General features: G+C 60.6%; 24 protein-coding genes and 1 pseudogene. 13 read left to right on the forward strand and 12 right to left on the reverse strand.

Annotation, left to right across the window (positions count from 1 at the left end; all coding sequences use genetic code 11):
• The first annotated feature begins 104 nt into the window (after positions 1-104).
• Together B5M07_RS19745 and B5M07_RS13685 are read left to right on the forward strand one after the other, a co-directional pair.
• Positions 105-2,135: a sensor histidine kinase gene (locus tag B5M07_RS19745; RefSeq protein WP_120351719.1), complete on the forward strand. Its 2,031-nt coding sequence runs from the start codon at positions 105-107 to the stop codon at positions 2,133-2,135.
• 23 nt (positions 2,136-2,158) lie between these two features.
• Positions 2,159-2,587, forward strand: a complete 429-nt coding sequence (locus B5M07_RS13685) for a response regulator (protein ID WP_067629591.1) — start codon at positions 2,159-2,161, stop codon at positions 2,585-2,587.
• Positions 2,588-2,699: 112 nt separating this feature from the next.
• Here B5M07_RS13685 and groL read toward each other — a convergent pair whose 3' ends face one another.
• The 3 genes from groL to B5M07_RS13700 all read right to left on the reverse strand — a co-directional run bounded on the left by groL (position 2,700) and on the right by B5M07_RS13700 (position 5,542).
• Entirely contained in the window at positions 2,700-4,343 is a 1,644-nt protein-coding gene (gene groL / locus B5M07_RS13690; protein ID WP_120351720.1) for a chaperonin GroEL, read from the reverse strand.
• Between the two features lie 64 nt (positions 4,344-4,407).
• Complete coding sequence (gene groES, locus B5M07_RS13695; protein WP_067267338.1) at positions 4,408-4,695, reverse strand: co-chaperone GroES; 288 nt, start codon at positions 4,693-4,695, stop codon at positions 4,408-4,410.
• Between the two features lie 166 nt (positions 4,696-4,861).
• Positions 4,862-5,542 (reverse strand): DUF2161 domain-containing phosphodiesterase, encoded by a 681-nt coding sequence (locus B5M07_RS13700; protein ID WP_120351721.1) that lies wholly within the window; start codon positions 5,540-5,542, stop codon positions 4,862-4,864.
• A 64-nt stretch (positions 5,543-5,606) separates the two neighbouring features.
• Here B5M07_RS13700 and B5M07_RS13705 point away from each other — a divergent pair.
• The 7 genes and pseudogenes from B5M07_RS13705 to B5M07_RS13735 all read left to right on the forward strand — a co-directional run bounded on the left by B5M07_RS13705 (position 5,607) and on the right by B5M07_RS13735 (position 10,932).
• Positions 5,607-5,960 (forward strand): annotated as a pseudogene (locus B5M07_RS13705) (MmcQ/YjbR family DNA-binding protein).
• 99 nt (positions 5,961-6,059) lie between these two features.
• Positions 6,060-6,980: a manganese-dependent inorganic pyrophosphatase gene (locus B5M07_RS13710; RefSeq protein WP_120351722.1), complete on the forward strand. Its 921-nt coding sequence runs from the start codon at positions 6,060-6,062 to the stop codon at positions 6,978-6,980.
• A gap of 50 nt (positions 6,981-7,030) precedes the next feature.
• On the forward strand, positions 7,031-7,903 hold the full coding sequence (locus B5M07_RS13715) for a TIGR01459 family HAD-type hydrolase (RefSeq protein ID WP_120351723.1): 873 nt from the start codon (positions 7,031-7,033) through the stop codon (positions 7,901-7,903).
• A gap of 90 nt (positions 7,904-7,993) precedes the next feature.
• Positions 7,994-8,437: a MaoC family dehydratase gene (locus B5M07_RS13720; RefSeq protein WP_067940580.1), complete on the forward strand. Its 444-nt coding sequence runs from the start codon at positions 7,994-7,996 to the stop codon at positions 8,435-8,437.
• Positions 8,438-8,498: 61 nt separating this feature from the next.
• Complete coding sequence (locus tag B5M07_RS13725; RefSeq protein ID WP_120351724.1) at positions 8,499-9,431, forward strand: bifunctional riboflavin kinase/FAD synthetase; 933 nt, start codon at positions 8,499-8,501, stop codon at positions 9,429-9,431.
• Positions 9,428-9,898 carry a YcgN family cysteine cluster protein gene (locus B5M07_RS13730; protein WP_120351725.1) on the forward strand — a complete coding sequence of 157 codons (471 nt, stop codon included), beginning with the start codon at positions 9,428-9,430 and terminating at the stop codon, positions 9,896-9,898. Before B5M07_RS13725 ends, B5M07_RS13730 begins: the two co-directional genes overlap by 4 nt.
• Positions 9,898-10,932, forward strand: a complete 1,035-nt coding sequence (locus tag B5M07_RS13735) for a threonine aldolase family protein (protein WP_120351726.1) — start codon at positions 9,898-9,900, stop codon at positions 10,930-10,932. Before B5M07_RS13730 ends, B5M07_RS13735 begins: the two co-directional genes overlap by 1 nt.
• Before the next feature lie 4 nt (positions 10,933-10,936).
• Here B5M07_RS13735 and B5M07_RS13740 read toward each other — a convergent pair whose 3' ends face one another.
• Both B5M07_RS13740 and B5M07_RS13745 read right to left on the reverse strand, forming a co-directional pair.
• Entirely contained in the window at positions 10,937-11,734 is a 798-nt protein-coding gene (locus B5M07_RS13740; protein ID WP_120351727.1) for an alpha/beta fold hydrolase, read from the reverse strand.
• Positions 11,731-12,327, reverse strand: a complete 597-nt coding sequence (locus tag B5M07_RS13745; RefSeq protein ID WP_120351728.1) for a 2-hydroxychromene-2-carboxylate isomerase — start codon at positions 12,325-12,327, stop codon at positions 11,731-11,733. The genes B5M07_RS13740 and B5M07_RS13745 overlap by 4 nt, the downstream gene beginning before the upstream one ends.
• 102 nt (positions 12,328-12,429) lie before the next feature.
• Between B5M07_RS13745 and B5M07_RS13750 the strand changes: the two genes are divergently transcribed.
• The gene (locus B5M07_RS13750) at positions 12,430-13,449 is read left to right on the forward strand and encodes a ribose-phosphate pyrophosphokinase (RefSeq protein WP_120351729.1); all 1,020 of its coding nucleotides are present in this window, start codon (positions 12,430-12,432) and stop codon (positions 13,447-13,449) included.
• Between the two features lie 80 nt (positions 13,450-13,529).
• Here the strand turns inward: B5M07_RS13750 and B5M07_RS13755 are convergent, their stop codons facing one another.
• From B5M07_RS13755 to B5M07_RS13785, 7 genes are all read right to left on the reverse strand, one after another.
• A complete protein-coding gene (locus B5M07_RS13755) occupies positions 13,530-13,880 on the reverse strand; it encodes an H-type lectin domain-containing protein (RefSeq protein ID WP_120351730.1) in 351 nt (116 codons plus the stop codon).
• Between the two features lie 110 nt (positions 13,881-13,990).
• Positions 13,991-14,431, reverse strand: a complete 441-nt coding sequence (locus B5M07_RS13760; RefSeq protein WP_067629565.1) for a F0F1 ATP synthase subunit epsilon — start codon at positions 14,429-14,431, stop codon at positions 13,991-13,993.
• Positions 14,432-14,443: 12 nt separating this feature from the next.
• Entirely contained in the window at positions 14,444-15,868 is a 1,425-nt protein-coding gene (atpD, locus tag B5M07_RS13765) for a F0F1 ATP synthase subunit beta (protein ID WP_067629563.1), read from the reverse strand.
• 18 nt (positions 15,869-15,886) lie between these two features.
• Positions 15,887-16,768: a F0F1 ATP synthase subunit gamma gene (locus B5M07_RS13770; RefSeq protein ID WP_067629562.1), complete on the reverse strand. Its 882-nt coding sequence runs from the start codon at positions 16,766-16,768 to the stop codon at positions 15,887-15,889.
• A 15-nt stretch (positions 16,769-16,783) separates the two neighbouring features.
• A complete protein-coding gene (gene atpA / locus B5M07_RS13775; RefSeq protein ID WP_067629561.1) occupies positions 16,784-18,322 on the reverse strand; it encodes a F0F1 ATP synthase subunit alpha in 1,539 nt (512 codons plus the stop codon).
• A complete protein-coding gene (locus B5M07_RS13780) occupies positions 18,323-18,883 on the reverse strand; it encodes a F0F1 ATP synthase subunit delta (protein ID WP_205570869.1) in 561 nt (186 codons plus the stop codon).
• A 286-nt stretch (positions 18,884-19,169) separates the two neighbouring features.
• A complete protein-coding gene (locus tag B5M07_RS13785) occupies positions 19,170-19,916 on the reverse strand; it encodes a class I SAM-dependent methyltransferase (RefSeq protein ID WP_120351732.1) in 747 nt (248 codons plus the stop codon).
• Positions 19,917-19,979: 63 nt separating this feature from the next.
• Between B5M07_RS13785 and gloB the strand changes: the two genes are divergently transcribed.
• From gloB to B5M07_RS13800, 3 genes are all read left to right on the forward strand, one after another.
• Positions 19,980-20,747, forward strand: a complete 768-nt coding sequence (gene gloB, locus B5M07_RS13790) for a hydroxyacylglutathione hydrolase (RefSeq protein WP_120351733.1) — start codon at positions 19,980-19,982, stop codon at positions 20,745-20,747.
• 175 nt (positions 20,748-20,922) lie between these two features.
• Complete coding sequence (clpA, locus tag B5M07_RS13795) at positions 20,923-23,244, forward strand: ATP-dependent Clp protease ATP-binding subunit ClpA (RefSeq protein WP_067629557.1); 2,322 nt, start codon at positions 20,923-20,925, stop codon at positions 23,242-23,244.
• Complete coding sequence (locus B5M07_RS13800) at positions 23,241-24,191, forward strand: M23 family metallopeptidase (RefSeq protein ID WP_120351734.1); 951 nt, start codon at positions 23,241-23,243, stop codon at positions 24,189-24,191. The genes clpA and B5M07_RS13800 overlap by 4 nt, the downstream gene beginning before the upstream one ends.
• The last annotated feature ends 12 nt before the right edge of the window (positions 24,192-24,203 follow it).

Raw genomic sequence — 24,203 nt, forward strand, 5'->3', positions numbered from 1 at the left:
GAACCTTCGCCTTGTCAACCTGCGCCCGCCTAACACACTGCAATCCTCCAATCAGCGGGAGGAGGGTGCCCCCCTCTCGCTTTGATGAACCCGGTTTTAGAGCCGTGGCGATTAACATTGCGTTAATTGGTCCCAGCTATTTAGTCAGCATGGTTACGATGCATCCCCCATGGTCGCTGCGGCAGTTTCTCGGCAGTCGTATCAGCACCCGCCTAAGGGCAGCGCTCCTTCTCGTGGCGGCCATTATTGGCGTTGCGGGATGGGCTGCTACGGGTCAGATGCGATCTGTGCTGGTCAGTCACGCTCATTTGAGCCAATCGGCCCTTCCTACGTTGGCTATTTCCCAGCAAATTGAGCGGTCCTTGAACGGTGTATTCCTTTCGATTGAGCAGCTTAATCAATTAGATACCTCCGTGTCGCCAGATACGCTCGGGAAAGACATCACAACAAAAATCGACAAAACTTTTGAGCTTTTAGAAAATCTGAAGACAATGGAGATCGCGCTCCCGCTGGCAGCGCGGCTGGAGGGACGGCTGCATATGGCGCGGCGGGCATCTGATGCGACAGTTTTCAGCCTTCAGGAAATGCGGCGCGCCGAGGGCCAGATCCTCACAACGCTTGATCTTGTCGAGCAAATCCAAGTACAGAATCATACTATTATTGATGAGTTAGCCTACCGACTTTCACGGCAAACCGAAGCCCTGCTGAGTGAAGTCTCAGGAAGCTTTGCATCCGGTGATGTAGCCTCAGAAAATCGCCCTTCAGGCTTTCCCGACATGTTGTTGAGCGCAATTAATCTCAATGACATTCGGCTAAGTCTCGACACGCTTATTAACATCATCAACTCACAAGGACTACAGAACCAACTCCTTCAACTTGAGCGCGCACGGCTTCTTGTCGAAGAACATTTCCAGGATGCCATCACCCGGTTACCGCGCATTCATGAAGCAGCCAGTAGACGGTCGCTGGCCCGCCAAATCGACGCGCTGCGCGACGTGCTGCTTGATCCCAAAAAGGGCTTCTTCGCGCATTCAACGGCACGTCTGCAGTTTCACGAGAGCGTTCAAAGGCTACAAGCCGAACACCTGCCCATGATCGTGGGGATTTCGGACATATCCTCCGATCTTACTCAGAACACTTTGCGGCGGGTGGATCTCGCGACAGATGAGCTGCGCGACACCATCCATCGGGTCATATGGACTGTTGGCCTTACCGTTGGAAGCGCGCTTCTCGTGATTGCCCTTACCAACGGCTTTGTTGTTGAGCGGCAGTTTAACCGTCGCATCAATCGATTGACCAATTCCGTCACGGCTATCGCTCAGGGTGACCTTGATCACCCCGTCACCGTGCGAGGGCAGGACGAACTAGGAGAGATGGCACGTGCATTAGTTGTGTTCCGCACAACTGCGGAAGAGTTGCGGCGCTCGAACATTGAGCTCGAGAAATTCGCCTATGTGGCCGCCCACGACCTGCGATCTCCCCTCCGTGCGGTGCATGAACTAAGCCTTTGGGTCCTTGAGGATGAGGAAAATGCGCTGAGTGCGGAAAGCCGAAGCTATTTGCTTATGTCACAACAACGGATCGATCGGCTCAACCGCCTTCTTAACGATCTTTTGGACTACGCCCGGGCGGGACAGGACCAACCCGCGCCAGAGCCGGTGCACCTTGCCCGATTGGTGGCAGACCTTGCCCGATATACCGACACCGAGGGTCGGTTCAAAATTAGCTTTGCCGGGACAAACCAGATCATCGACGTACAGCTTACGCCGTTGCAGCAGATTTTGGGCAACCTGATCTCAAATGCAATCAAACACCATGACCGGGATCATGGCACCATCCATGTTAATGCCGAGTTGCAGCAGGACCGTGTTGTTCTAAGCGTGCGCGATGACGGGCCTGGAATAGAACTTCGGCACCAAGAGAAGATATTTGAACTGTTTCAAACACTTAAATCTCGTGATGAGGTTGAAGGGAGCGGCTTGGGCCTCGCCATCGTAAGCAAGCTTGCGTCTCACCAGAAAGGGAAGATCACGCTGGTCTCCGACCCCAACAAAAAGCGCGGATCGACCTTTGTTGTGGAGCTTCCATTGGCAACGCAAACGCACCGCAATCTGGCCGTGGCGGCGGCGGCGTGACCCAAGCCGAAAAGGAATATTGGATGAAAACGACGCCCGCGAAATTTCTTATCGTAGACGATGACAAAGTCAGCGTGATGGCCATGCAACGGGCGATGCGCAAGTTGAAGATCGTCAACGAAACGGCGGTTTGTCACGACGGGCAACATGCGCTCGAATTTTTAGCGGAGGAGGTGAAGCGGCATGGGCGATTGCCGCCCTATATCGTCACACTTGACCTCAACATGCCGCGCATGGGCGGGCTTGAGTTCTTGGAAGTTGTCCGAGCCGATCCGGCGTTGGAGCGGATGGTGGTTTTTGTCTTCACCACCTCCGATATGCCCACGGACGTGCAATCCGCCTATAGCAAGAATGTCGCGGGCTATATCGTGAAGGAGAACCCGTCAGAGACCTTTGCCAATGCGCTTGGCATGCTCAATGCCTATTCGCGGATCGTAGAACTGCCAGCTTGATCACCATGACAATCAGATAAAGGGCCATCGAACCCGGATAGTCGCTGCCTTTAAACGGAAAGAGGCGCGCCATTGCTGGCACGCCTCCTGAACTTTAGCCAATAGGGCTGGCTTACATCATGCCGCCCATGCCGCCCATGTCGGGCATGCCGCCGCCGGCGGGTGCGCCGTCTTTAGCAGGCTTGTCGGCGACCATCGCTTCGGTGGTGATCAGCAGACCAGCGATCGAAGCCGCGTCTTGCAATGCTGTACGCACCACTTTCGCCGGGTCGATGACGCCGAACTTGAACATGTCGCCATATTCTTCGGTCTGCGCGTTGAAGCCGAACTTCAGGTCGTCGCTTTCGCGGATTTTGCCGGCAACAACCGAACCGTCCACACCAGCGTTCTCAGCAATCTGACGCAGCGGTGCTTCCAGTGCTTTGCGCACGATGGAAATACCAACGTTTTGATCGTTGTTGTCGCCGGTCAGACCTTCGAGCTTTTTGCCCGCCTGAACCAGAGCAACACCACCGCCAACAACGATGCCTTCTTGAACAGCGGCACGTGTCGCGTTCAGGGCGTCGTCAACGCGGTCTTTGCGCTCTTTCACTTCGACTTCGGTCATGCCGCCGACGCGGATCACGGCAACACCGCCTGCCAGTTTGGCAACGCGCTCTTGCAGCTTCTCACGGTCGTAGTCGGAGGTGGTTTCTTCGATCTGGTTACGGATCTGAGCAACACGTGCTTCGATCTCGGCCTTCTCGCCTGCGCCATCAACGACAGTGGTCTCGTCTTTGGTGATCGCGACTTTCTTGGCAGAACCCAGCATGTCCATGGTCACGGACTCAAGCTTCATGCCGAGGTCTTCGGAGATCACCTGACCACCGGTCAGAACCGCGAGGTCTTGCAGCATCGCTTTGCGACGGTCACCGAAGCCCGGTGCCTTCACAGCAGCAATCTTCAGACCGCCGCGCAGTTTGTTCACGACGAGTGTCGCCAGGGCTTCGCCCTCAACGTCTTCGGCGATGATCAAAAGCGGCTTCTGCGACTGGATCACTTGCTCAAGCAGGGGAACCATCGGCTGAAGGCTCGACAGTTTCTTCTCGTGCAGCAGGATGATCGCGTCTTCCAGCTCGACAGTCATTTTGTCGGAGTTGGTAACGAAATAGGGGCTCAGGTAGCCGCGGTCGAACTGCATGCCTTCGACGACATCGGTCTCTGTTTCCAGACCTTTGTTCTCTTCGACGGTGATCACGCCTTCGTTGCCGACTTTCTGCATCGCGTCTGCGATCTGACGGCCGATCTCTTTTTCACCGTTGGCGGAGATTGTGCCAACCTGCGCGACTTCGTCGCTGTCGGATACGTCACGGGCAGCGGCTTTGATCGCTTCGACGACCTTGGCTGTTGCCAGATCGATACCGCGCTTCAGGTCCATCGGGTTCATGCCAGCGGCAACCGATTTCATGCCTTCTTTGACGATGGCTTGGGCCAGAACAGTCGCGGTGGTGGTGCCGTCGCCTGCTTCGTCGTTGGTCCGGGAAGCAACTTCCTTGACCATCTGTGCGCCCATGTTCTCGAACTTGTCTTCCAGTTCGATTTCCTTCGCCACGGATACACCGTCTTTGGTGATGCGCGGTGCGCCGAAGGATTTGTCCAGAACCACGTTCCGGCCTTTGGGGCCGAGTGTGACTTTCACCGCGTCGGCAAGGATGTTCACACCCTTGAGCATCCGGTTACGGGCATCGGTGTCAAATTTGACGTCCTTAGCAGCCATGTTGTCTTCTCCTAAAATCTTGGATTGATGTGAGCGTCTTCAGAGGGTCGGCAAGCCGGGTGGCTTACGCGATGATCCCCATGATGTCGCTTTCTTTCATCATCAGCATTTCTTCGCCGTCGACGGTGACCTCTGTGCCGGACCATTTGCCGAACAGGATTTTGTCGCCGGGTGCGACGGCCATTTCGATCAACTCGCCGTTGTCTTTACGTGCGCCGGTGCCCACGGCAACAACTTCACCCTCGGAAGGCTTTTCTTTGGCGGAATCAGGAATGATCAACCCGCCGGCGGTTTTTTCTTCGCTTTCGGTACGCTTTACCAGCACACGGTCATGAAGCGGTTTCAATGCCATCTTTGCAGCTCCTTAAGGCTCAAAGTTACTCTTCCAAGCCACCCCCTCCGGGCGAGGGGTGCAGCCGTTAGCACTCAACCCTTGTGAGTGATAACGATGCATAGCTAAGCAGCAGTCTGCGTTCTGTCAACAACGGCTTCGAAAAATTTTGCAGGGCCGGGAACTGTTAATCAGCACCCAAAACACGGTCCGCTGTGGCCACCGCTTCGGCCCCCGTTGGCGTTAGTCCGTATATGCCTTTGTCGACCTTTTCAAACCAACCGTAGTGGTCATCCCGCATCATGCGGGTTGCCGCCGAGACACCGGTTGCGCGGGCCACATGCGCGCCTTTGCTTGCGCCGGCTTCGAACAGATAGACCGCGATTTTCAACGCATCCTGACGGTAGGCGGTCACCAGCCCCGCGCGGGTCTGGCCGCCGTCGTTCGGATCCCCCTGCCGCCGGGCGAATTCGCGCAAAAGCATCGCCGCCCGTTTGGCATTCTTGCGCGGCGCATAGGGGCCGGGATCGCAATGCACCTCGACCAACCCATCCGACAGCCGCACGGTAATCAGCCCCAACCCCAGCCGCCGCGCCAGCGTGACGTTGTCCTTCACCGCCTTGGCAAAGCGTTTGCCCGGTTGCCGCGCAACGGCGAGGTAGACATCATCCGACACCTTCAGCCGCGCCAGACACTGATGGAACAGCGCCAGCGAAAAGCCGAGCTTCAGCTCAACCACCACCGGCGGCTCGGCCCCGCGCAGGGCCACCACATCTGCCGCGCCGACTTCGGCCTTCACCACATAGCCCTGATCCTCAAGGAAAGCCTTGATCGGCGGGTAAAGATCTGTTTCGCGCGGGTTGCTCATGGCGCGCAACTTGCCCCATCGCGCGGCGCTATGCAAAGGGGCCGCGCGGCCTTAGACTGACGCGATGACCCGCGACGAATTCAACGCCTTCTGCGCCGCCCTGCCTCAGACATCCCACGTCGTGCAATGGGGCAATGCTGACGTCTGGAAAGTCGGCGGCAAGGTCTTTGCGATCTGCGGCTGAGCCGAGGATGCGTCCGCCTTTACTTTCAAGGTGACTGAACTGGGGTTTGAGGTGCTCTCCGACAGCCCCGGCTTGCGGCCCGCGCCCTATCTGGCTTCGCGCGGGCTTAAGTGGATACAGCATTACGCCGCGCCGGGGCTGAGCGATGACAGCCTGCGCGACCACATCCGCGCCTCTTATGACATGATCGTCGCCGCGCTCTCCAAAAAGAAGCGCGCGGAACTGGGGCTTTAGCCGCTGGCGCGCAATGCCGCATTGCAGCAGGCGCAGGTGACAAGCCAATTGAACCTGTTATAAGGCCCGCAAATCCACCCGAACAGACAGGACCACCCCATGACAACGCTTGTTTTTGGCCATAAATCCCCCGACACCGACAGCACCGGCAGCCCGATCGTCTGGGCTTGGTATCTTAACGAGATTAAGGGCATCCCCGCCAAACCCGTTCTGCTGGGCGAGCCGAACACCGAAGCGCTGTTCATGCTCGACAAATGGAACCTCGATAAGCCGGAAATCCTGACCGCGCTTGAGGCCGACACCAAGGTTGTCATCGTCGACACCAACAACCCAGCCGAGCTGCCCGCCAACATCAACGAGGCCGACATCACCGGCATCATCGACCACCACCGTCTGGTGGCCGGGCTGGAAACACGCGGCCCGATTGAGATCAACATCCAGCCGCTTGCCTGCACGGCAACCATCATGTTCAAGATGATCGGCAAAGACTGGGCGCAAGCCCCGCGCGGCGTCAAAGCGGCTGCCTTGTCCTGCATCCTGTCTGACACGCTGGAATTCCGCAGCCCCACCACCACCCAAGAAGACCGCGCCATTGCCGAAGACATCGCGCAGGACTTGGGCGTCGACATCAGCGACTACGCTGCAGAGATGTTCGCCGCGAAATCCGACGTTTCGTCCTTCAGCGAGGCGGAACTGCTGCGCATGGACAGCAAGGAATTCGACCTCGATGGCACCAACCTGCGCGTGAGCGTGCTGGAAACCACCTCCCCCGCACCGCTGCTGGAGCGCAAGGACGCGCTGATGGCTGAGATGCCGAAAGTGGCCGAGGCCGACGGTGCCGCGCAGGTGCTCTTGTTCATCGTCGATATCCTGAAAGAAGAGGCGACGCTGCTGGTGCCCAACGACATGGTCAAACATATCGCCGAGCAGAGCTTTGGCGCTGAGGTCTCGGGCGACACGGTCGTGCTGCCCGGCGTGATGAGCCGCAAAAAGCAGATCATCCCCAACCTCAAGATGTAAGCCAATCGGGCGGGCCAAGTGCCCGCCCTCGCTTTTTGAAAGGCCGCCCCATGACCCGCATTATTTCTGCCCTGCCCGACGTATTCGATCAATATGACGCGCTGTTCGTCGACCTCTGGGGCTGCGTGCATGACGGGCGCAAAGCGCTGCCCGATGCGGTGGCGGCCTTGCAGGCCTATCGCAAGACCGGCGGCAAGGTCGTGCTGGTCACCAACTCCCCCCGTCCGCGCACGGGCGTGGAGAAACAGTTGCAGCAGTTTGGCGTGCCAGAAGACGCATGGGACAGCATCGCCACCTCCGGCGATTCCGCGCGCTCTGCCATGTTCCGCGGTGCGGTGGGCGAAAAGGTCTGGTTCATCGGCCACCCCGGCGAGCGCAAGTTTTTCGAGCCGCTGGCGATCCTCGAAAACCCGGTAAATGTAGAAACCGTTCCGCTGGCCGAGGCAGACGGCATCGTCTGCACCGGCCCGGTCGATCCGATGGCCGACCCCGAGATCATGCGCCCCGAGTTCGAACAGGCCATCGCCCGCGGCCTGAAACTGCTCTGCGCCAACCCCGATATCGTCGTGGACCGGGGCGAAGTGCGCGAATGGTGCGCCGGGGCACTGGCCGCACTCTATACCGAGATGGGCGGCGAGAGCCTCTATTTCGGCAAGCCGCATGGCCCGATCTACGATCTCGCCCGCCGTCGCCTTGCCGCCCTTGAGGTCGACATCCCCGACAATCGCATCCTCGCCATCGGTGACGGCATCCTGACGGACGTCAAAGGCGCGATGGACGAAGGCATCGATTCGCTGTTCATCACCGGAGGACTGGCCGCCGCGGAAACCGCGACCACCGAGCAACCCGACGAAGACAAGCTCCGCGCCTATCTCGATCGCGAAGCCTCGGCCCCGACCTATGCAATCGGATTCCTGCGCTAACTCAGAAAAGGGCTTGATTTTCTGCAGCTGCAAAGTAATAAAGTTGCATCTTGATGCGCGAACGCGCCACTTTGTTACCAAGGAGCCGTCATGTTGGACAATATGCCACGCGGGACGATCTGCATCGAAGACATCGAAATCGGGATGACACGCCATCTGCGTAAGGTCGTGACCGATACGGATATCGAGATGTTTGCGCAGGTCTCTACCGACCATAACCCAGTGCATCTGGATGACGATTACGCCCGCGACACGATCTTTGAAGGGCGCATTGCCCATGGGATGCTGACCGCCGGGCTGATCTCGGCGGTGATTGGTGAGCAGCTGCCCGGGCACGGCACGATTTACCTCGGGCAATCGCTCAAGTTCCTTGGCCCCGTGCGCCCCGGCGACATGGTGCTGGCCGAAGTCACCGTGACCGACATGGACATCGCCAAACGTCGCGTAAAAATGGACTGCCGCTGTTCGGTCGATGGCAAACCGGTGCTCGCCGGTGAGGCCACGGTGCTTGCCCCCTCGGCCAAGCTGGACTGAGGGGACGGTTTCGCGGCCTGAGCATCTTGCCCTTGCGCCGCCGCGCAGCTAGGCAAGGCACATGCGGATCATCCGAGATTATCAATTCGTCGACCTTGCAGATCGCGGTGCCACCGCTGCGATTGGCAATTTTGATGGCGTGCACCTTGGCCACCGGTCGGTGATCGAACTTGCACAGAGTGCCGCCCCCGATGCGCCCCTCGGCGTCGTCACCTTCGAGCCGCATCCCCGCGAATATTTCGCCCCCGATGCCCCGCCCTTCCGCCTGATGGGCCGCGAATCCCGCGCGCATCGGCTGGAAAAGATCGGCGTTAAGCGGCTCTATGAGCTGGCATTCAACAGCACACTGGCCAGCCTGAGCCCCGAGGCATTCGCCCGCGACGTGCTCCACGACGGGCTGGGGCTGGCGCATGTGGTTGTGGGCGCTGACTTCTGCTTTGGGAAGGGCCGCGCGGGCACGGCGGAAGATCTCGCCCGTTTCGGCGCGCAATATGGTTTCGGCGTCACCATCGCCCCGCTGATGGAGCGCGATGACCTCACCGTGTCCTCAACCGCGATCCGCGAAGCGCTGACCCGTGGTGAAACCCGCGAAGCGGCGGCGATGCTGGGTCACTGGCACCGCATCGACGGACCGGTGATCTCGGGCGAGCAGCGCGGGCGCGAGTTGGGCTTTCCTACCGCGAACATGTCGATTGACGGGCTGCACCCGCCTGCCTTTGGTGTCTATGCCGTGTTGGTGGATGTGCTCGCGGGGCCGCATAAGGGCGGCTATCACGGTGCGGCCAGCATTGGTGTGCGGCCCATGTTCGGTGAGAACAAAGCCAACCTGGAAACCTATCTCTTTGACTTCAAAGGTGATCTCTACGGCGCACCGCTTTCTGTCGGGCTGGTCGAACACCTGCGCGGCGAAGAAAAGTTTGACAGCCTCGACGCGCTGATCACCCAGATGGGGGCCGACTGCGACCGCGCTCGAACCATTCTGGCGGCGCTATGAGCGATCCGATACCCCGCAAGGGCCTGACCCCGAAATTCTGGGAGAAGAAGCCGCTCAAAGAGATGTCGCAGACCGAATGGGAGGCGCTCTGCGATGGCTGCGGTAAATGCTGCCTGAACAAGCTAGAAGACGAAGACAGCGGCGAAGTGGCCCTGACCCGCGTCGCCTGCCGCCTGCTTGATGATAGCACCTGCCGCTGTGTGCATTACGAAAACCGGCACGAGTTCGTGCCCGACTGCATCGTGCTGCGCCCCGATAACCTCGATACCCACGCCTATTGGATGCCCCAGACCTGCGCTTACCGCCTCCTGTGGGAGGGCAAGCCCCTGCCCGAATGGCACCCCCTGCTGACCGGCACTCCCGACAGCGTCCATGACGCCGGGGTCAGCGTGCAATTTGATACCGTATCCGAATTTGATACCCCGTTCGAAGAATGGGAAGACCATATTATCGAGGAGCCCACCTGATGTTTTTCGCCTCTGACAACGCTGGCCCCGTCCACCCCAAGGTGATGGAGCGCGTGATCGCGGCCAATAGCGACTACGCCATGCCCTACGGCAAAGACCCGATCATGGATGAGGTGCGCGCGCAGATTCGCGAACAGTTTGAGGCACCTGAGGCGGAGGTCTACCTCGTCGCCACCGGCACCGCGGCCAATGCGCTGGCGCTGGCCTGCTATACCCAGCCGTGGCAGACGATCTTTTGCTCCAAGGTCGCGCATATCGAAGAGGATGAGTGCAACGCGCCGGAGTTCTACGCAGGTGCGGCCAAGCTGACACTGGTAGAGACCGACGACAAGATGTCCCCCGACGCCCTGCGCCGCGCCATCGTCGCGCGGGCGGCGGGCGATGTGCACACGCCGCAACGCGGCCCGGTGTCGATCACGCAGGTGACGGAACGCGGCGGGGTGCATAGCCTTGAAGAATTGCAGGCGCTGACAGCGGTGGCCAAGGAATACGACCTGCCCGTGCATATGGACGGCGCGCGGTTTGCCAATGCGCTGGTGGCTCTGGGCTGCACCCCGGCTGAGATGACGTGGAGATCGGGCGTTGATGTGGTCAGCTTCGGCGGCACCAAGAACGGCTGCATGGGGGTCGAGGCGGTGGTCTTTTTCGACCCCAAAAAAGCATGGGAATTCGAGCTGCGCCGCAAGCGCGGGGCGCATCTGTTTTCCAAACACCGCTTTCTGTCGGCGCAGATGGCGGGCTACCTTGCGGATGGGGCTTGGCTGGAAACGGCCAAGACGGCCAACGCAAATGCGGCGCATCTGGCCCAAGGGCTGCGCAAAGCGGGGGCGGAATTCCTACATGAGCCTGCGGCAAACATGATCTTTGCCCGCTTCCCCCGCGCCATTCACCGCAAGTTGCATGACGCAGGCGCGCGCTATTACCTTTGGGATGGCACGCTGGACGGCGATGGTAACGAGATGCTGGCCGCGCGGATGGTCTGCGACTGGTCGATCAGCCGTGACCAGATCGACCAGTTCCTAAGCCACTTCTAAGCAGTCACGCCAGCGGCACGTCGTTCAGGAAATCGCGTATCGCTTCGGCGACTTCGGCGGGGTGCGTGATCGGCACCATATGCCCTGCCCCGTCGACTGAAACCCGCCGCGCGTTCGGCAGACGGCGCATCAGCGACGCATTGATCGCATGCGCCGCTTTGGGCGACCCGCTCCCCTCCACCAGCAGTGCGGGCATTGACGCGCGGTCGAACATGCCCGGCGCCAGCAACCCGGCGCTGTCCTCTCCGAGGAAGGGCGAAGAGGCGGGGATGAAACCGATCCGATCCACCATATAGGCGCGGGTCGGTTCGGGAATTTGGTCCCATTTCGTGCCATCGCCCCAGACCCGGTTGAACAGCCGTGCAGCGGTCTCCTTGTCGCCCTCGGCCAAGGCGGCCTCAAATGCCGCGTTCTGTTCATTGTATTCAGCCATCGCGTCAGGATCGTCCTGCTTGGCAGCGGCGAAATACACTGGCTCAATCAGGGTAATGCTGCGCACCAATTCGGGGTGCTCGATCGCCAGCCGCAGCGCGACCGTCGCACCAAAGGAATGGCCAATCAGATCCATCGGCGCTTCGAGCAAGCTGAGCGCCATGTCGGTTGCTACGTCGTGGATATTGCCCTGCCCGTCCCAATCGCCGGACCGCCCGTGCATCGGCAGATCGAAGGCCCGCAGGGTCAGCTCGTCCGATAGGGCAGCCCCAACGCCCCGCCACGCACCGGAGTGCGCAAGCGAGCAATGGATCGCCAAGGCCGGGCGCGGGCCGTGACCGAAACGGCGCGCGTTGACCTCTGGGATCACAGCTTGCCCCCGAGGTGCAGATCAAGGTCTTCCAAACGGTCCTGTCCCCAGAACCGCTGATCCCCAACGATATAGAAGGGGGCGCCAAAGACACCTTGAGTGACGGCTTCCTCAAGGTTGGCGGCATAGGTCTCGGCCCCCTGCAGCAAGCCGCTGTTCGCCAGATCGGGGTCAAAACCGGCCTCTTCCAAACAGGCCCGGACCACATCGTCATGGCCGATGTCCTTTTCTTCGGCCCAGACGGCGCGGGTGATGGCATGGGTCAGCTTGCCCAGATCACCGCCCCCGGCATTCTGCGCGGCGATCACCGCATAGGCCGCAGGCGCGCCGTTGGTGGGCCAATGCGCGGGCTTGAGGTTGAAGGGCAGACCCAGCTTGCGCGCCTGACGCGGCAGGTCTTGCGCGCGGTACTCATTGCGGCTGGGGTGACGCTCTGCCGGGGGCATGCCGCCGGTGCGCGGGAAGGCCGCGATAATGTCGAAAGGCTTGTACACGATCTCAGCACCGTGCTTTTCGGCGATCTCCTCAAGCCGATTCCCGGCGAGGTAGCAATAGGGTGACAGGGTCGCGAAAAAATAGTCGATCCGGGCCATTTGGCTCTCCTTCGGGGGCGGTGCAGCTTTGCCCGACCGTAAGCGCATGCTAAGCGGTGTCAACGTCACGAATCTGCAACCTACCGCTGCCCCGGAGCCCCTATGCCACGCACTTCAGAACCAAAACTGATCTCAGGCAATGCCAATATGCCGCTTGCCAAGGCCATCGCGCGGCGCATGTCGCTGCATCGCGGCGTTAACGTGGGGCTCGTCGATGCGCGGGTCGAACGGTTCAACGACGGCGAGATTTTCGTCGAAGTTTATGAGAACGTGCGCGGCGAGGATATGTTCATCATCCAGCCCACGTCGAACCCCGCGAACGACAACCTAATGGAACTGATGATCATGGCCGACGCGCTGCGCCGGTCCTCGGCGGCGCGTGTGACGGCCGTTTTGCCCTACTTCGGCTATGCCCGTCAGGACCGCCGCACCAAAGCTCGGACGCCGATCACCGCCAAGATGGTCGCCAATATGCTGACCGGCAGCGGCATTGAGCGGATCCTGACGATGGACCTGCACGCGGCACAGATTCAGGGCTTCTTCGACATCCCGGTCGACAACCTCTACGCCTCCCCGATCTTTGCACTGGATATCAAAGACGCCTTCAAAGACCGGATGGATGAGCTGATGGTCGTCAGCCCCGACGTTGGCGGCGTGGCCCGTGCGCGTGAACTGGCCAAGCGGATCAACTCGCCCCTGTCGATCGTCGACAAACGCCGCGAGAAGGCGGGCGAAGTGGCTGAAATGACCGTGATCGGCGACGTGAAAGGCAAGACCTGCCTGATCGTAGACGACATCTGCGACACGGCTGGCACGCTGTGCAAAGCTGCCGAAGTCCTGCTAGAAAATGGGGCGAAGGAAGTACACTCCTACATCACCCACGGTGTCATGTCCGGCCCTGCGGTTGAGCGGGTCGAGAACTCGGTCATGAAATCGCTGGTCATCACCGACAGCATCGCGCCGACCCCTGCGATCAAGAAAGCGCCGAACATCCGCATCGTCCCGACCGCGCCGATGTTTGCCCAAGCGATCTTGAACATCTGGAACGGCACCTCGGTCTCTTCTCTGTTCGAGGCGGAAACGCTGGGCCCGATCTATGACGGGATGTACGCGGCAAGCTAGGCCGCAGACTGTGATCTAGGGCTGGCCTCCGCGGGCCGCCCTCCCTCTGCTGGGCCGCTCTCTCTCACCGAGCGATGCACCTAGCCGACGACCCAGTCGTCATCCCCCCCCACCGCGCCAATCGCTGTCCATGCCAAACGCGCCCGTGCAACGCGGGTGTCGCCCCATGTGCGGAACACCATGTCAAAGCCAGTCTCGGTCACCGCCTCGGCGCCGATATCGGCGCGGGTGACGGTGCTGGCGTCGATGTCCCAAAGCGACATGCTCACCTGAACATGCGGCGGCTCCCGGAAGGGTTCTGAAAAGCTGATCCGGCGGCGGCGTTCGCGCTGGCCCTCGCCCGTCCACATCGATCCGCAGTCTTCGAACTCAGAAAACAGCATGACATCGCCACTGTCCACGCCGATGGTATGGCTGCGAAGTCGTTTCATATCTCGGGCCTGCTTGAATTTAGGGTCACCGCGCAATGATGCCGCAGCAGGTGGAGGCATAAAAGCAAAAAGCCCCGCCGAGGCGGGGCTTTTCACTGATTTTCAAAGCATTACAGGCTGGGCTGCTTGCTCGACAATCCGATGTGATCGCCAACGGCAACCATATCGGCCAGAAGCTTGGCTGCGTCATCCACGGGACCGGGTTCGTTTTCCCAGTTGTCCTTGGCGCGGGTGTAGACGGCATGCGCCTCTGCCACCATGCTGTCCATCTGCTCCTGCGTCATGTCGGCACGCGCCACGGCACGTTCCGCCAGCACAGACACGCCGCCCTGACCGCCGATTTCGGCGAAACCGCCGGTCACGACATATTCGGACGTGCCCTCCGGCCCTTCCACGCGCAGAAGGCCCGGACGCAGGGTGGTGATGGTGGGCGCATGATCGGCCATGGCCGTCATGTCGCCCTCAGTGCCCGGAATCTGCACGGCCGTCACCTGCATCGATGCCAGCCGCCGTTCCGGCGAAACGAGGTCGAATTGCATTGTGTCTGCCATTGTCAGCGCTCCTTAAGCGGCGTCTGCCGCCATTTTCTCGGCTTTCGCCTTCACGTCTTCGATGCCACCAACCATATAGAAGGCACCTTCGGGCAGGTGATCGTATTCACCGGCAACCACGGCCTTGAAGGAGGCGATGGTTTCTTCCAGCGGCACCTGAACACCGTCGGAGCCCGTGAACACTTTCGCCACGTCGAAGGGCTGGCTGAGGAAACGCTCGATCTTACGCGCACGTGCCACGGTCAGTTTGTCTTCTTCGCTCAATTCATCCATGCCGAGAATGGCGATGATGTCCTGAAGCGATTTGTAGCGCTGAAGCACCTGCTGCACGTCTGTCGCCACCTTGTAGTGCTCGTCGCCGATGATCAGCGGGTCGAGCAGACGCGAGGTGGAGCCAAGCGGGTCAACCGCCGGGTAGATGCCCTTTTCCGAGATCGAACGGTCAAGAACCGTTGTCGCGTCGAGGTGCGCAAAGGAGGTCGCAGGCGCCGGGTCGGTAAGGTCATCCGCAGGAACGTAAACGGCCTGAACGGAGGTGATCGAACCGGATTTGGTCGACGCAATCCGCTCCTGCATCACGCCCATGTCGGTCGCCAGCGTTGGCTGGTACCCCACAGCCGAAGGAATACGGCCCAGCAGAGCGGACACTTCGGAACCGGCCTGCGTGAAGCGGAAGATGTTGTCGACGAAGAACAGAACGTCGGAACCGGATTCGTCGCGGAACTGCTCGGCCAGTGTCAGGCCGGTCAGGGCGATCCGCATCCGCGCACCGGGAGGTTCGTTCATCTGGCCGTAGACCAGTGCAATTTTCGAATCGACGAGGTTGTCAGGGACGATAACGCCGGATTCGATCATCTCGTGGTAAAGGTCGTTACCTTCACGCGTACGCTCACCCACGCCCGCGAAAACGGACAGACCGGAGTGCACTTTGGCGATGTTGTTGATCAGTTCCATGATGAGAACTGTCTTGCCCACGCCGGCACCGCCGAAGAGACCAATTTTACCACCCTTGGTGTAAGGCGCCAGAAGGTCGATGACCTTGATGCCTGTCACGAGGATTTGTGTCTCGGTGGACTGCTCAGCGAACTCAGGCGCTTCGCCGTGAATGGCGCGTGTCGCGTCAGAGTTTACCGGACCCTGTTCGTCAACCGCGTCGCCGGTGACGTTCATGATACGGCCCAGTGTGGCGTTGCCCACGGGCACGCGGATCTGGTCGCCTGTGTCTGTCACGGCCTGACCGCGCACCAGACCTTCGGTCGCGTCCATCGCGATGGCGCGAACCGTGTTTTCGCCAAGGTGCTGCGCCACTTCGAGAACCAGCGTTTTGCCCTGGTTTTCGGTGTGGAGCGCGTTGAGAATCTCCGGCAGGTCGCCTTCGAATTGAACGTCAACGACAGCGCCGATGACCTGTGTGATTTTACCGACAGCATTTGCCATGTCGTTTCTCCGATTTGCTTACAGCGCTTCCGCGCCGGAAATGATTTCGATCAGCTCGTTGGTGATGACAGCCTGACGCGAGCGGTTGTATTGGATGGTCAGTTTGTCGATCATCTCACCCGCGTTGCGTGTGGCGTTGTCCATCGCCGACATCCGCGCACCCTGCTCGGACGCGCCATTCTCCAGCAGAGCCGAGAAGATCGCCGTGGCGACCCCGCGCGGCAGAAGATCGGCCAAGACCGCCTCTTCGCTGGGTTCATAGTCGAACAATGTGGACGCACCGCTGTCTTCGTCCGCGTCTGCTTCGAATTTGGCGGGGATGATCTGCTGCGCCGTCGGCGTCTGCATGACCACGTTCACGAACTTCGCATAGAAGATCGTCGCCACGTCAAATTCGCCCGCGTCAAAGCGGTTCAGCACGTCCTGCGCGATGTTTTGCGCATCACCATAGCCGATCTTTTTGACTTCGCTGAGGTCAACGTGACCGACCAGATGGTCGCCCAAGTCTCGCCGCAGCGCATCACGGCCTTTTTTGCCAACGGTGAGGATTTTCACCTCTTTGCCCTGGGCCAGCAGTTCACGCGCATGGGCTTTCGCCTTCTTCGCGATGTTGCTGTTGAAGCCGCCGCACAGCCCGCGTTCGGCGGTCATGACCACCAGCAGATGCACTTTGTCTTCACCCGTGCCGCTAAGCAGCTTGGGCGCGCTATCGGAGCCGCCGACACTGGCCGCGAGCCCTGCCATCACGGCATTGAACCGCTCAGTATAGGGACGCGAAGCCTCGGCAGCCTCCTGCGCGCGGCGAAGTTTCGCCGCGGCAACCATTTGCATGGCCTTGGTGATCTTGCGGGTCGATTTGACCGACGCGATCCTGTTCTTCAGGTCCTTGAGATTTGGCATTGCCTTATCTCCCGTTTAAGCGAAGTCGGCGGCGAAACCGTCAATGGCGGCTTTGATCTTCTCTTCCAACTCGCCTTTGACCTTGCGGTCATTGTTGGTGATGTCCTTGAGAAGGTCGTCGTGCTTGCTGCGCAGATGCGCCAGCAGGCCTGCCTCGAAACGGCCAACCTCCGACACGTCCACCTTGTCGAGATAGCCATGCGTACCGGCATAGATCACGCAGACGATTTCCGAGTTGGTCAGCGGCGCGTACTGCGGCTGCTTCATCAGTTCAGTCAGACGCGCACCACGGTTCAGCAGCTGCTGGGTCGCGGCGTCCAGATCGGAGCCGAACTGAGCAAAGGCCGCCATTTCGCGGTACTGAGCCAGCGACAGTTTCACCGGACCCGCGACCGAGGACATCGCCTTGGTCTGAGCCGAGGAACCCACGCGGGAAACCGACAGACCGGTGTTCACGGCAGGACGGATGCCTTGGTAGAACAATTCGGTCTCAAGGAAGATCTGACCGTCGGTGATCGAGATCACGTTGGTCGGAATAAACGCGGATACGTCGCCACCTTGGGTCTCAATGATCGGCAGAGCCGTCAGCGAGCCGTTGCCAGCCTCATCACCCAGCTTTGCGGAACGCTCAAGCAGGCGGGAGTGGAGATAGAAAACGTCGCCCGGATAAGCTTCACGGCCCGGCGGGCGGCGCAGCAGCAGGGACATCTGACGGTAGGACACGGCCTGCTTGGACAGGTCATCATAGATGATCAGGGCGTGGCGGCCATTGTCGCGGAAATGCTCGGCCATCGCGGTGGCGGCATAGGGTGCGAGGAACTGCATCGGTGCAGGCTCGGACGCGGTTGCGGCCACAACGATTGAATAGTCAATTGCGCCGGTTTCTTCGAGCTTTTTCACCAGCTGAGCAACGGTCGAACGCTTCTGGCCGATCGCGACATACACACAGTACATCTTTTTGCCTTCGTCGTCGCCAGCAGCGGCGTTGACCTGGGCTTGGTTCAGCATCGCGTCGAGGGCGACGGCGGTTTTACCGGTCTGACGGTCACCAATGATCAGCTCACGCTGGCCACGGCCAATTGGGATCATCGCGTCAACGGACTTGAGGCCGGTTGCCATCGGCTCATGCACCGATTTACGCGGGATGATGCCGGGCGCTTTGACGTCGGCGATGCCGCGCTTGGTCGCGCCGATGGGGCCTTTGCCGTCAATGGGGTTGCCCAGACCGTCAACAACGCGGCCCAGCAGTTCGTCACCGATTGGCACGTCCACGATGGAATTGGTGCGCTTGACGGTGTCGCCTTCTTTGATGTCACGGTCGGAACCGAAGATAACAACACCGACGTTGTCCGCTTCGAGGTTCAGGGCCATGCCCTGAATGCCGCCGGGGAATTCAACCATCTCGCCGGCCTGAACGTTGTCCAGACCATAGACGCGGGCGATACCGTCACCGACGGAGAGAACGCGACCCACTTCGGCCACTTCGGTTTCCTGACCGAAATCCTTGATCTGGTCTTTCAGGATCGCAGAAATCTCTGCTGCTTGGATACCCATTTATCCGACCTCTTTCATTACATTCTGGAGGGAATTGAGCTTGGAACGGATCGACGTATCGATCATTTTCGAGCCCACTTTGACGACAAGACCGCCGATGAGGCTTTCATCAACGGTCGCATGAAGTGATACTTTTTTGCCGGTGGAGGCATTGAGCGACTTGGTCAGCTTGTCCGCCTGCGTCTTGGTCAGCGCCTTGGCCGTGGTGACATCAGCGGTGATCTCGCCCTTGGCTTCGGCAATCGTCTCGCGCAGCGATTTAACCAGCGCGGGCAGCACAAACAGACGACGCTTTTGCGCCATCAGCGCCAGCGTGTTCGCCATGGTCTTGGTCAGGCCCATCTTGTCGGCCAGCACTTTGATCGCCCCGGCCTGCTGATCGCGGGTATAGAGCGGCGAAGAGATCAGGCGCTGAAAGTCATCGCTGTCGGTCAAGGCCGCTTCAAGCGCGTCAAGATCGCCCTCGATGGCATCGACCTGATTGGCCTCGCGGGCCAGATCATACACGGCTGTCGCGTAGCGTTCCGCGATGCCGGTGGAAATGGAAGCAGATTCGGACACGTCCATCCTCTCGTTCAATAAGCGCCGGATATGCGAAGATGTCGCGTCACCAGCAGTTGGCGCGGCTTGAAGTTACCCAAGACGTCTAAATCAGGGGCGATGTAGCAGACAGGTTCGCGCCCGGCAACACAGTATAGGCAGGTAATGTTCCCACGCGCGGCAATATTACAAGGGCTGCTGCATGAAACGGCTTTTTGACGCAGGAAAATGCTGCCGTTGTGGGCGCGCCCGCGGGCCGAGGGCGAATCCATGGTCCCAATACGAGCTTAGCCCAGAGCGGCAAGGCCTAGACCGGCTTTGCCTGCGGCTCGCCGATGCCCTCCAACACCCCAATCGCGCGCCGCGCGGTGCTGCGCTGCGGACGACCCCGCGGCGGGTAGACCAGTTTCGTCGCCTCCACCAAGATCGCACCACCGCCCATCATCGTTGGCATTTGGCGACCGATTTTCTCAAACAAAGGGGCTGATTTCATCCAGATTCGCTGCTGTGAAGGGAACTGGAACAGCGCGCCAAGGTGCCGTTCGGGCAGAAACTGATGTTTGCGGAGCTGCGTTTCCAACTGCCCCGGCGAATAGGGCCGCCCATAGCCAAAAGGCGTGCGATCTCGCCGCGCCCACATGCCCGCACGGCTCGGCACAATAAACAGCGCCTTGCCCCCCGGCCCCAGCACGCGCCAGCATTCATCCAACAATTCACTGGGCCGCTCTGACGTCTCGAGCCCGTGCATCAGCACCAGCTTGTCCACCGCCCCCGTCTCGACCGGCCAGAGCGTCTCTTCGGTCAGGACAGAGGTATTGGGCATCCCCGCAGGCCAAGGCATCACGCCCTGCGGGCCAGGCATCAACACCATCACGCGCCGGGCATCGGCCAGATAGGGCCGCAGCAGGGGGGCTGCAAAGCCAAAGCCGACCACCGTCTGGCCCTTCGCCTCTGGCCAAAGCTCCAACAACCGCCCGCGCAAGGATTTCTGCGCGGCACGCCCCAACGCGCTGCGATAATAGAAATTGCGCAGATCCTGTACATCAAGATGCATTGCAGCCCGCCTTGGTGAGTGTCACTCTGACCCGACCATAACAACACAGCGAGGTAAGACGCCATGGCCTTTGATCTGGTCACGATTCCATGTCTTTCGGACAATTACGCTTTCCTGCTGCGCGACCATGACAGCGGCGCGGTAGCGCTGGTCGATGTACCCGAAGCCGCCCCGATCATGGCAGAGCTTAACCGCCGGGGCTGGACGCTGAGCCAAGTCTGGTTGACCCACCACCACCCCGACCATGTCCAAGGGCTGGCCGAGGTCCTGACCCGCTTCCCCGCCGAGGTGATCGGGGCCAAGGCCGACGCTCACCGCCTGCCCCCGCTAGACCGCGACGTGGCAGAGGGCGACACCGTTGAACTTGGCGCGCTAAAGGCCGAGGTGTTGGATGTCTCGGGCCACACCGTCGGCCATATCGCCTTTCACGTGCCGGATGCCAAAGCGGCCTTTACCGCCGACAGCCTCATGGCGCTTGGCTGTGGCCGCCTGTTCGAAGGCACGCCCGCGCAGATGTGGGACAGTCTGCAAAAGCTGGCCGCCCTGCCCGGCGATACGACGATCTGCTCCGGCCACGAATACACCGCCACCAACGCAAAATTCGCCCTGACCGTTGATCCGGATAATCCCGCCCTTATATCAAGGGCCAAGGACATCGACAGCGCCCGCGCCAAGGGGCAGCCGACCGTCCCCTCGCCGCTTTCACTGGAACTAGAAACCAATCCCTTCCTGCGCCCTGCCGACCCGGCCATTCGCGCGACATTGGGGATGCCAGACGCCACCGACACAGAAGTGTTCACCGAAATCCGCAGGCGCAAAGACCAGTTCTGAATGCCTGCAATCATGGCCCAAAGTCCTCGCTCACGGCAAATGTGACCGATTCGGACCAGAATCTTCTTGAAGATGGGCGATGATCAACCAAACTCTAATACTATGAGGCCATGGTCGGACCGGGGCCTGAGATATCTCAGCACCTCACCGACCCCGATCGAAAAGGAGCACGCCCGTGCCTTCATTCTCGACTACACTTGAGCAGGCAATCCACGCGGCCCTCGCGCTGGCAAACGCCCGCCGCCACGAATTTGCAACGCTCGAACATCTGCTGCTGGCCTTGCTCGACGAACCCGACGCCGTGCAGGTCATGAAAGCCTGTTCCGTTGATGTCTCTGACCTGCGCGAAACGCTGGTCGAATTCGTCGACGATGATCTGAGCAACCTGATCACCGACATTGACGGTTCCGAAGCGGTACCCACGGCGGCCTTCCAGCGCGTGATCCAGCGCGCCGCGATCCACGTGCAATCCTCGGGCCGGACCGAAGTGACGGGCGCGAACGTGCTGGTCGCCATCTTCGCCGAACGTGAAAGCAACGCCGCCTACTTCCTGCAAGAACAGGATATGACCCGCTATGACGCGGTGAACTTCATCGCCCATGGCGTCGCCAAAGACCCGGCATATGGTGAATCCCGCCCCGTCACAGGCGCACCAGAAGCCGAAGAAGAGGCCCAAGGCGTCACCGATGGCGACAAGAAGGAATCCGCGCTGGCGAAATACTGCGTGGACCTCAACGCCAAATCCCGCGAGGGCGATATCGACCCGCTGATCGGCCGCGAGGGTGAGGTTGAGCGCTGCATTCAAGTGCTCTGCCGCCGCCGCAAGAACAACCCGCTGCTGGTGGGTGATCCGGGCGTGGGCAAAACCGCCATCGCCGAAGGGCTGGCGCGCAAGATCGTCGCCGGTGAAACGCCCGAGGTTTTGGCCAACACCACGATCTACTCGCTCGACATGGGCGCGTTGCTGGCTGGCACCCGCTACCGCGGTGATTTCGAGGAACGGCTCAAAGCTGTCGTGACCGAGCTGGAAGAACATAAAGACGCAGTGCTGTTCATCGACGAGATCCACACCGTGATCGGTGCCGGTGCTACCTCGGGTGGCGCGATGGATGCCTCCAACCTGCTGAAGCCTGCGCTTCAGGGCGGCAAGCTGCGCACCATGGGCTCCACCACCTATAAGGAGTTCCGCCAGCACTTTGAGAAAGACCGCGCGCTGTCGCGCCGGTTCCAGAAAATCGACGTGAGCGAGCCTTCGGTCGAAGACGCCACCAAGATCCTCAAGGGTCTGAAACCCTATTTCGAGGAGCATCACAGCGTCAAATACACCTCCGACGCGATCAAGACCTCTGTCGAACTGGCGCACCGCTATATCAACGACCGCAAGCTGCCTGACTCAGCGATCGACGTGATCGACGAAGCGGGTGCCGCACAGCATCTCGTGGCCGCCTCCAAGCGCCGCAAGACCATCGGTACCAAGGAGGTCGAAGCCGTGGTGGCCAAGATCGCCCGCATCCCGCCGAAAAACGTCTCCAAGGACGACGTGGTGGTGCTGAAGGATCTGGAAAGCTCGCTCAAGCGGGTGGTCTTTGGGCAGGACGATGCCATCGTGGCGCTGTCTTCAGCCATCAAACTGTCCCGCGCGGGCCTGCGCGAGCCGGACAAACCCATCGGCAACTACCTCTTCGCCGGACCAACCGGTGTGGGTAAAACCGAGGTGGCCAAGCAACTGGCCGACACGCTGGGCGTGGAACTGCTGCGCTTCGACATGTCGGAGTATATGGAGAAACACGCCGTCTCTCGTCTGATCGGTGCCCCTCCGGGCTATGTCGGTTTTGACCAGGGTGGCATGCTGACCGATGGCGTGGACCAGCATCCGCACTGCGTGCTGCTGCTCGACGAGATGGAGAAGGCGCATCCGGATGTCTACAACATCCTGCTGCAGGTAATGGACCACGGCAAGCTCACGGATCACAACGGCCGCACGGTGGATTTCCGTAATGTGGTGCTGATCATGACCTCCAACGCTGGCGCTTCCGAGCAGGCGAAAGAGGCTGTGGGCTTTGGCCGCGAACGTCGCACCGGTGAAGACACCGCCGCGATCGAGCGGACCTTCACGCCGGAGTTCCGCAACCGCCTTGATGCCGTCATCAGCTTTGCGCCGCTGCCGAAATCGGTGATCCTGCGGGTGGTCGAAAAGTTCGTGCTGCAACTCGAAGCGCAACTGATGGACCGCAACGTGACCATCGAACTCAGCAAGAAGGCCGCCGAATGGCTTGCCGACAAGGGCTACGACGACAAGATGGGCGCCCGCCCCTTGGGCCGCGTGATCCAGGAGCACATCAAAAAGCCGCTGGCCGAGGAACTGCTCTTTGGCAAACTGGCCAAAGGCGGTGTGGTCAAGGTTGGCGTCAAGGACGACGCGCTGACGCTCAAGGTCTTGGGCACCGAAAGCAAGCGCCTGTCAGGTGATCGGCCCCCGCTGCTCACCGCGGAATGATCACACGGGCCGCGCTGGCCCTGATCCTCTCCTCCGCCAGCCCTGCGCTGGCGGAGGATGTGCAACTGGCCTTTCCGCTGGATTGCACCCTCGGGCAGGATTGCCACATCCAACAATATATGGACCAAGACCCAAGTGCCGCGGCGCACGATTACCGCTGTTCGAGGCTGACCTATGACGGACACAAGGGCACCGATTTCGCCCTGCCCGACCGCGCAGCGATGGCGGCAGGTGTCACCGTTCGCGCAGCGGCGGCTGGCGTGGTCAAAGGGCTACGAGACGGCATGGCCGATGGCGCGCCACTCTCGGAAGTCCAAGGGCGCGAATGCGGCAACGGCGTGGTCATCGACCTCGGCCGCGGGTGGGAAACACAGTACTGCCACCTGAAACGCGGGTCACTGCGCGTGACGGACGGGCAAGAGGTCGCTGTCGGCGACGCTCTCGGGCTGGTCGGCCAGTCCGGCAAGGCCGCCTTCCCGCATCTTCACCTTTCGTTGCGCCACAATGGCAATCCGGTTGATCCATTCGCCCCCGAAGGCAACGGCTGCGAGGAACCAGCTGTGTCTCTCTGGCAAGACACCCCGCCCTACCGCCCCGGTGGGCTGATCGCGCTCGGCTTTGCGGACCGCATTCCCAGCTATGATGAAATCAAGGCGGGCGATGCCAATCACGACACCCTCCCCAAGGATGCGCCTGCCTTGGTCATCTACGGTTACAGCTATGGCACCCAAAAGAACGACGTGCTGCGCCTCAGCCTTGCGGGGCCAAGCGGCACCGTGATCGAAAGGGATGTGGTGCTAGAGAAACCGCAGGCGCAGTCGTTTCGTGCCATCGGCAAACGCGCCGCCGCCGGAACATGGCCCGCCGGGCGCTATCGCGGCACGGTTACCCTGCTGCGCGATGGCCGGGTGATTGACGAAAAGACCGGCGCGTTGACGCTGCAATAGACCGGCTTTCCC

Origin of the sequence: Sulfitobacter sp. D7 (genome assembly GCF_003611275.1) — a bacterium.
In the GTDB taxonomy this organism is placed as follows: Bacteria; Pseudomonadota; Alphaproteobacteria; order Rhodobacterales; family Rhodobacteraceae; genus Sulfitobacter; species Sulfitobacter profundi.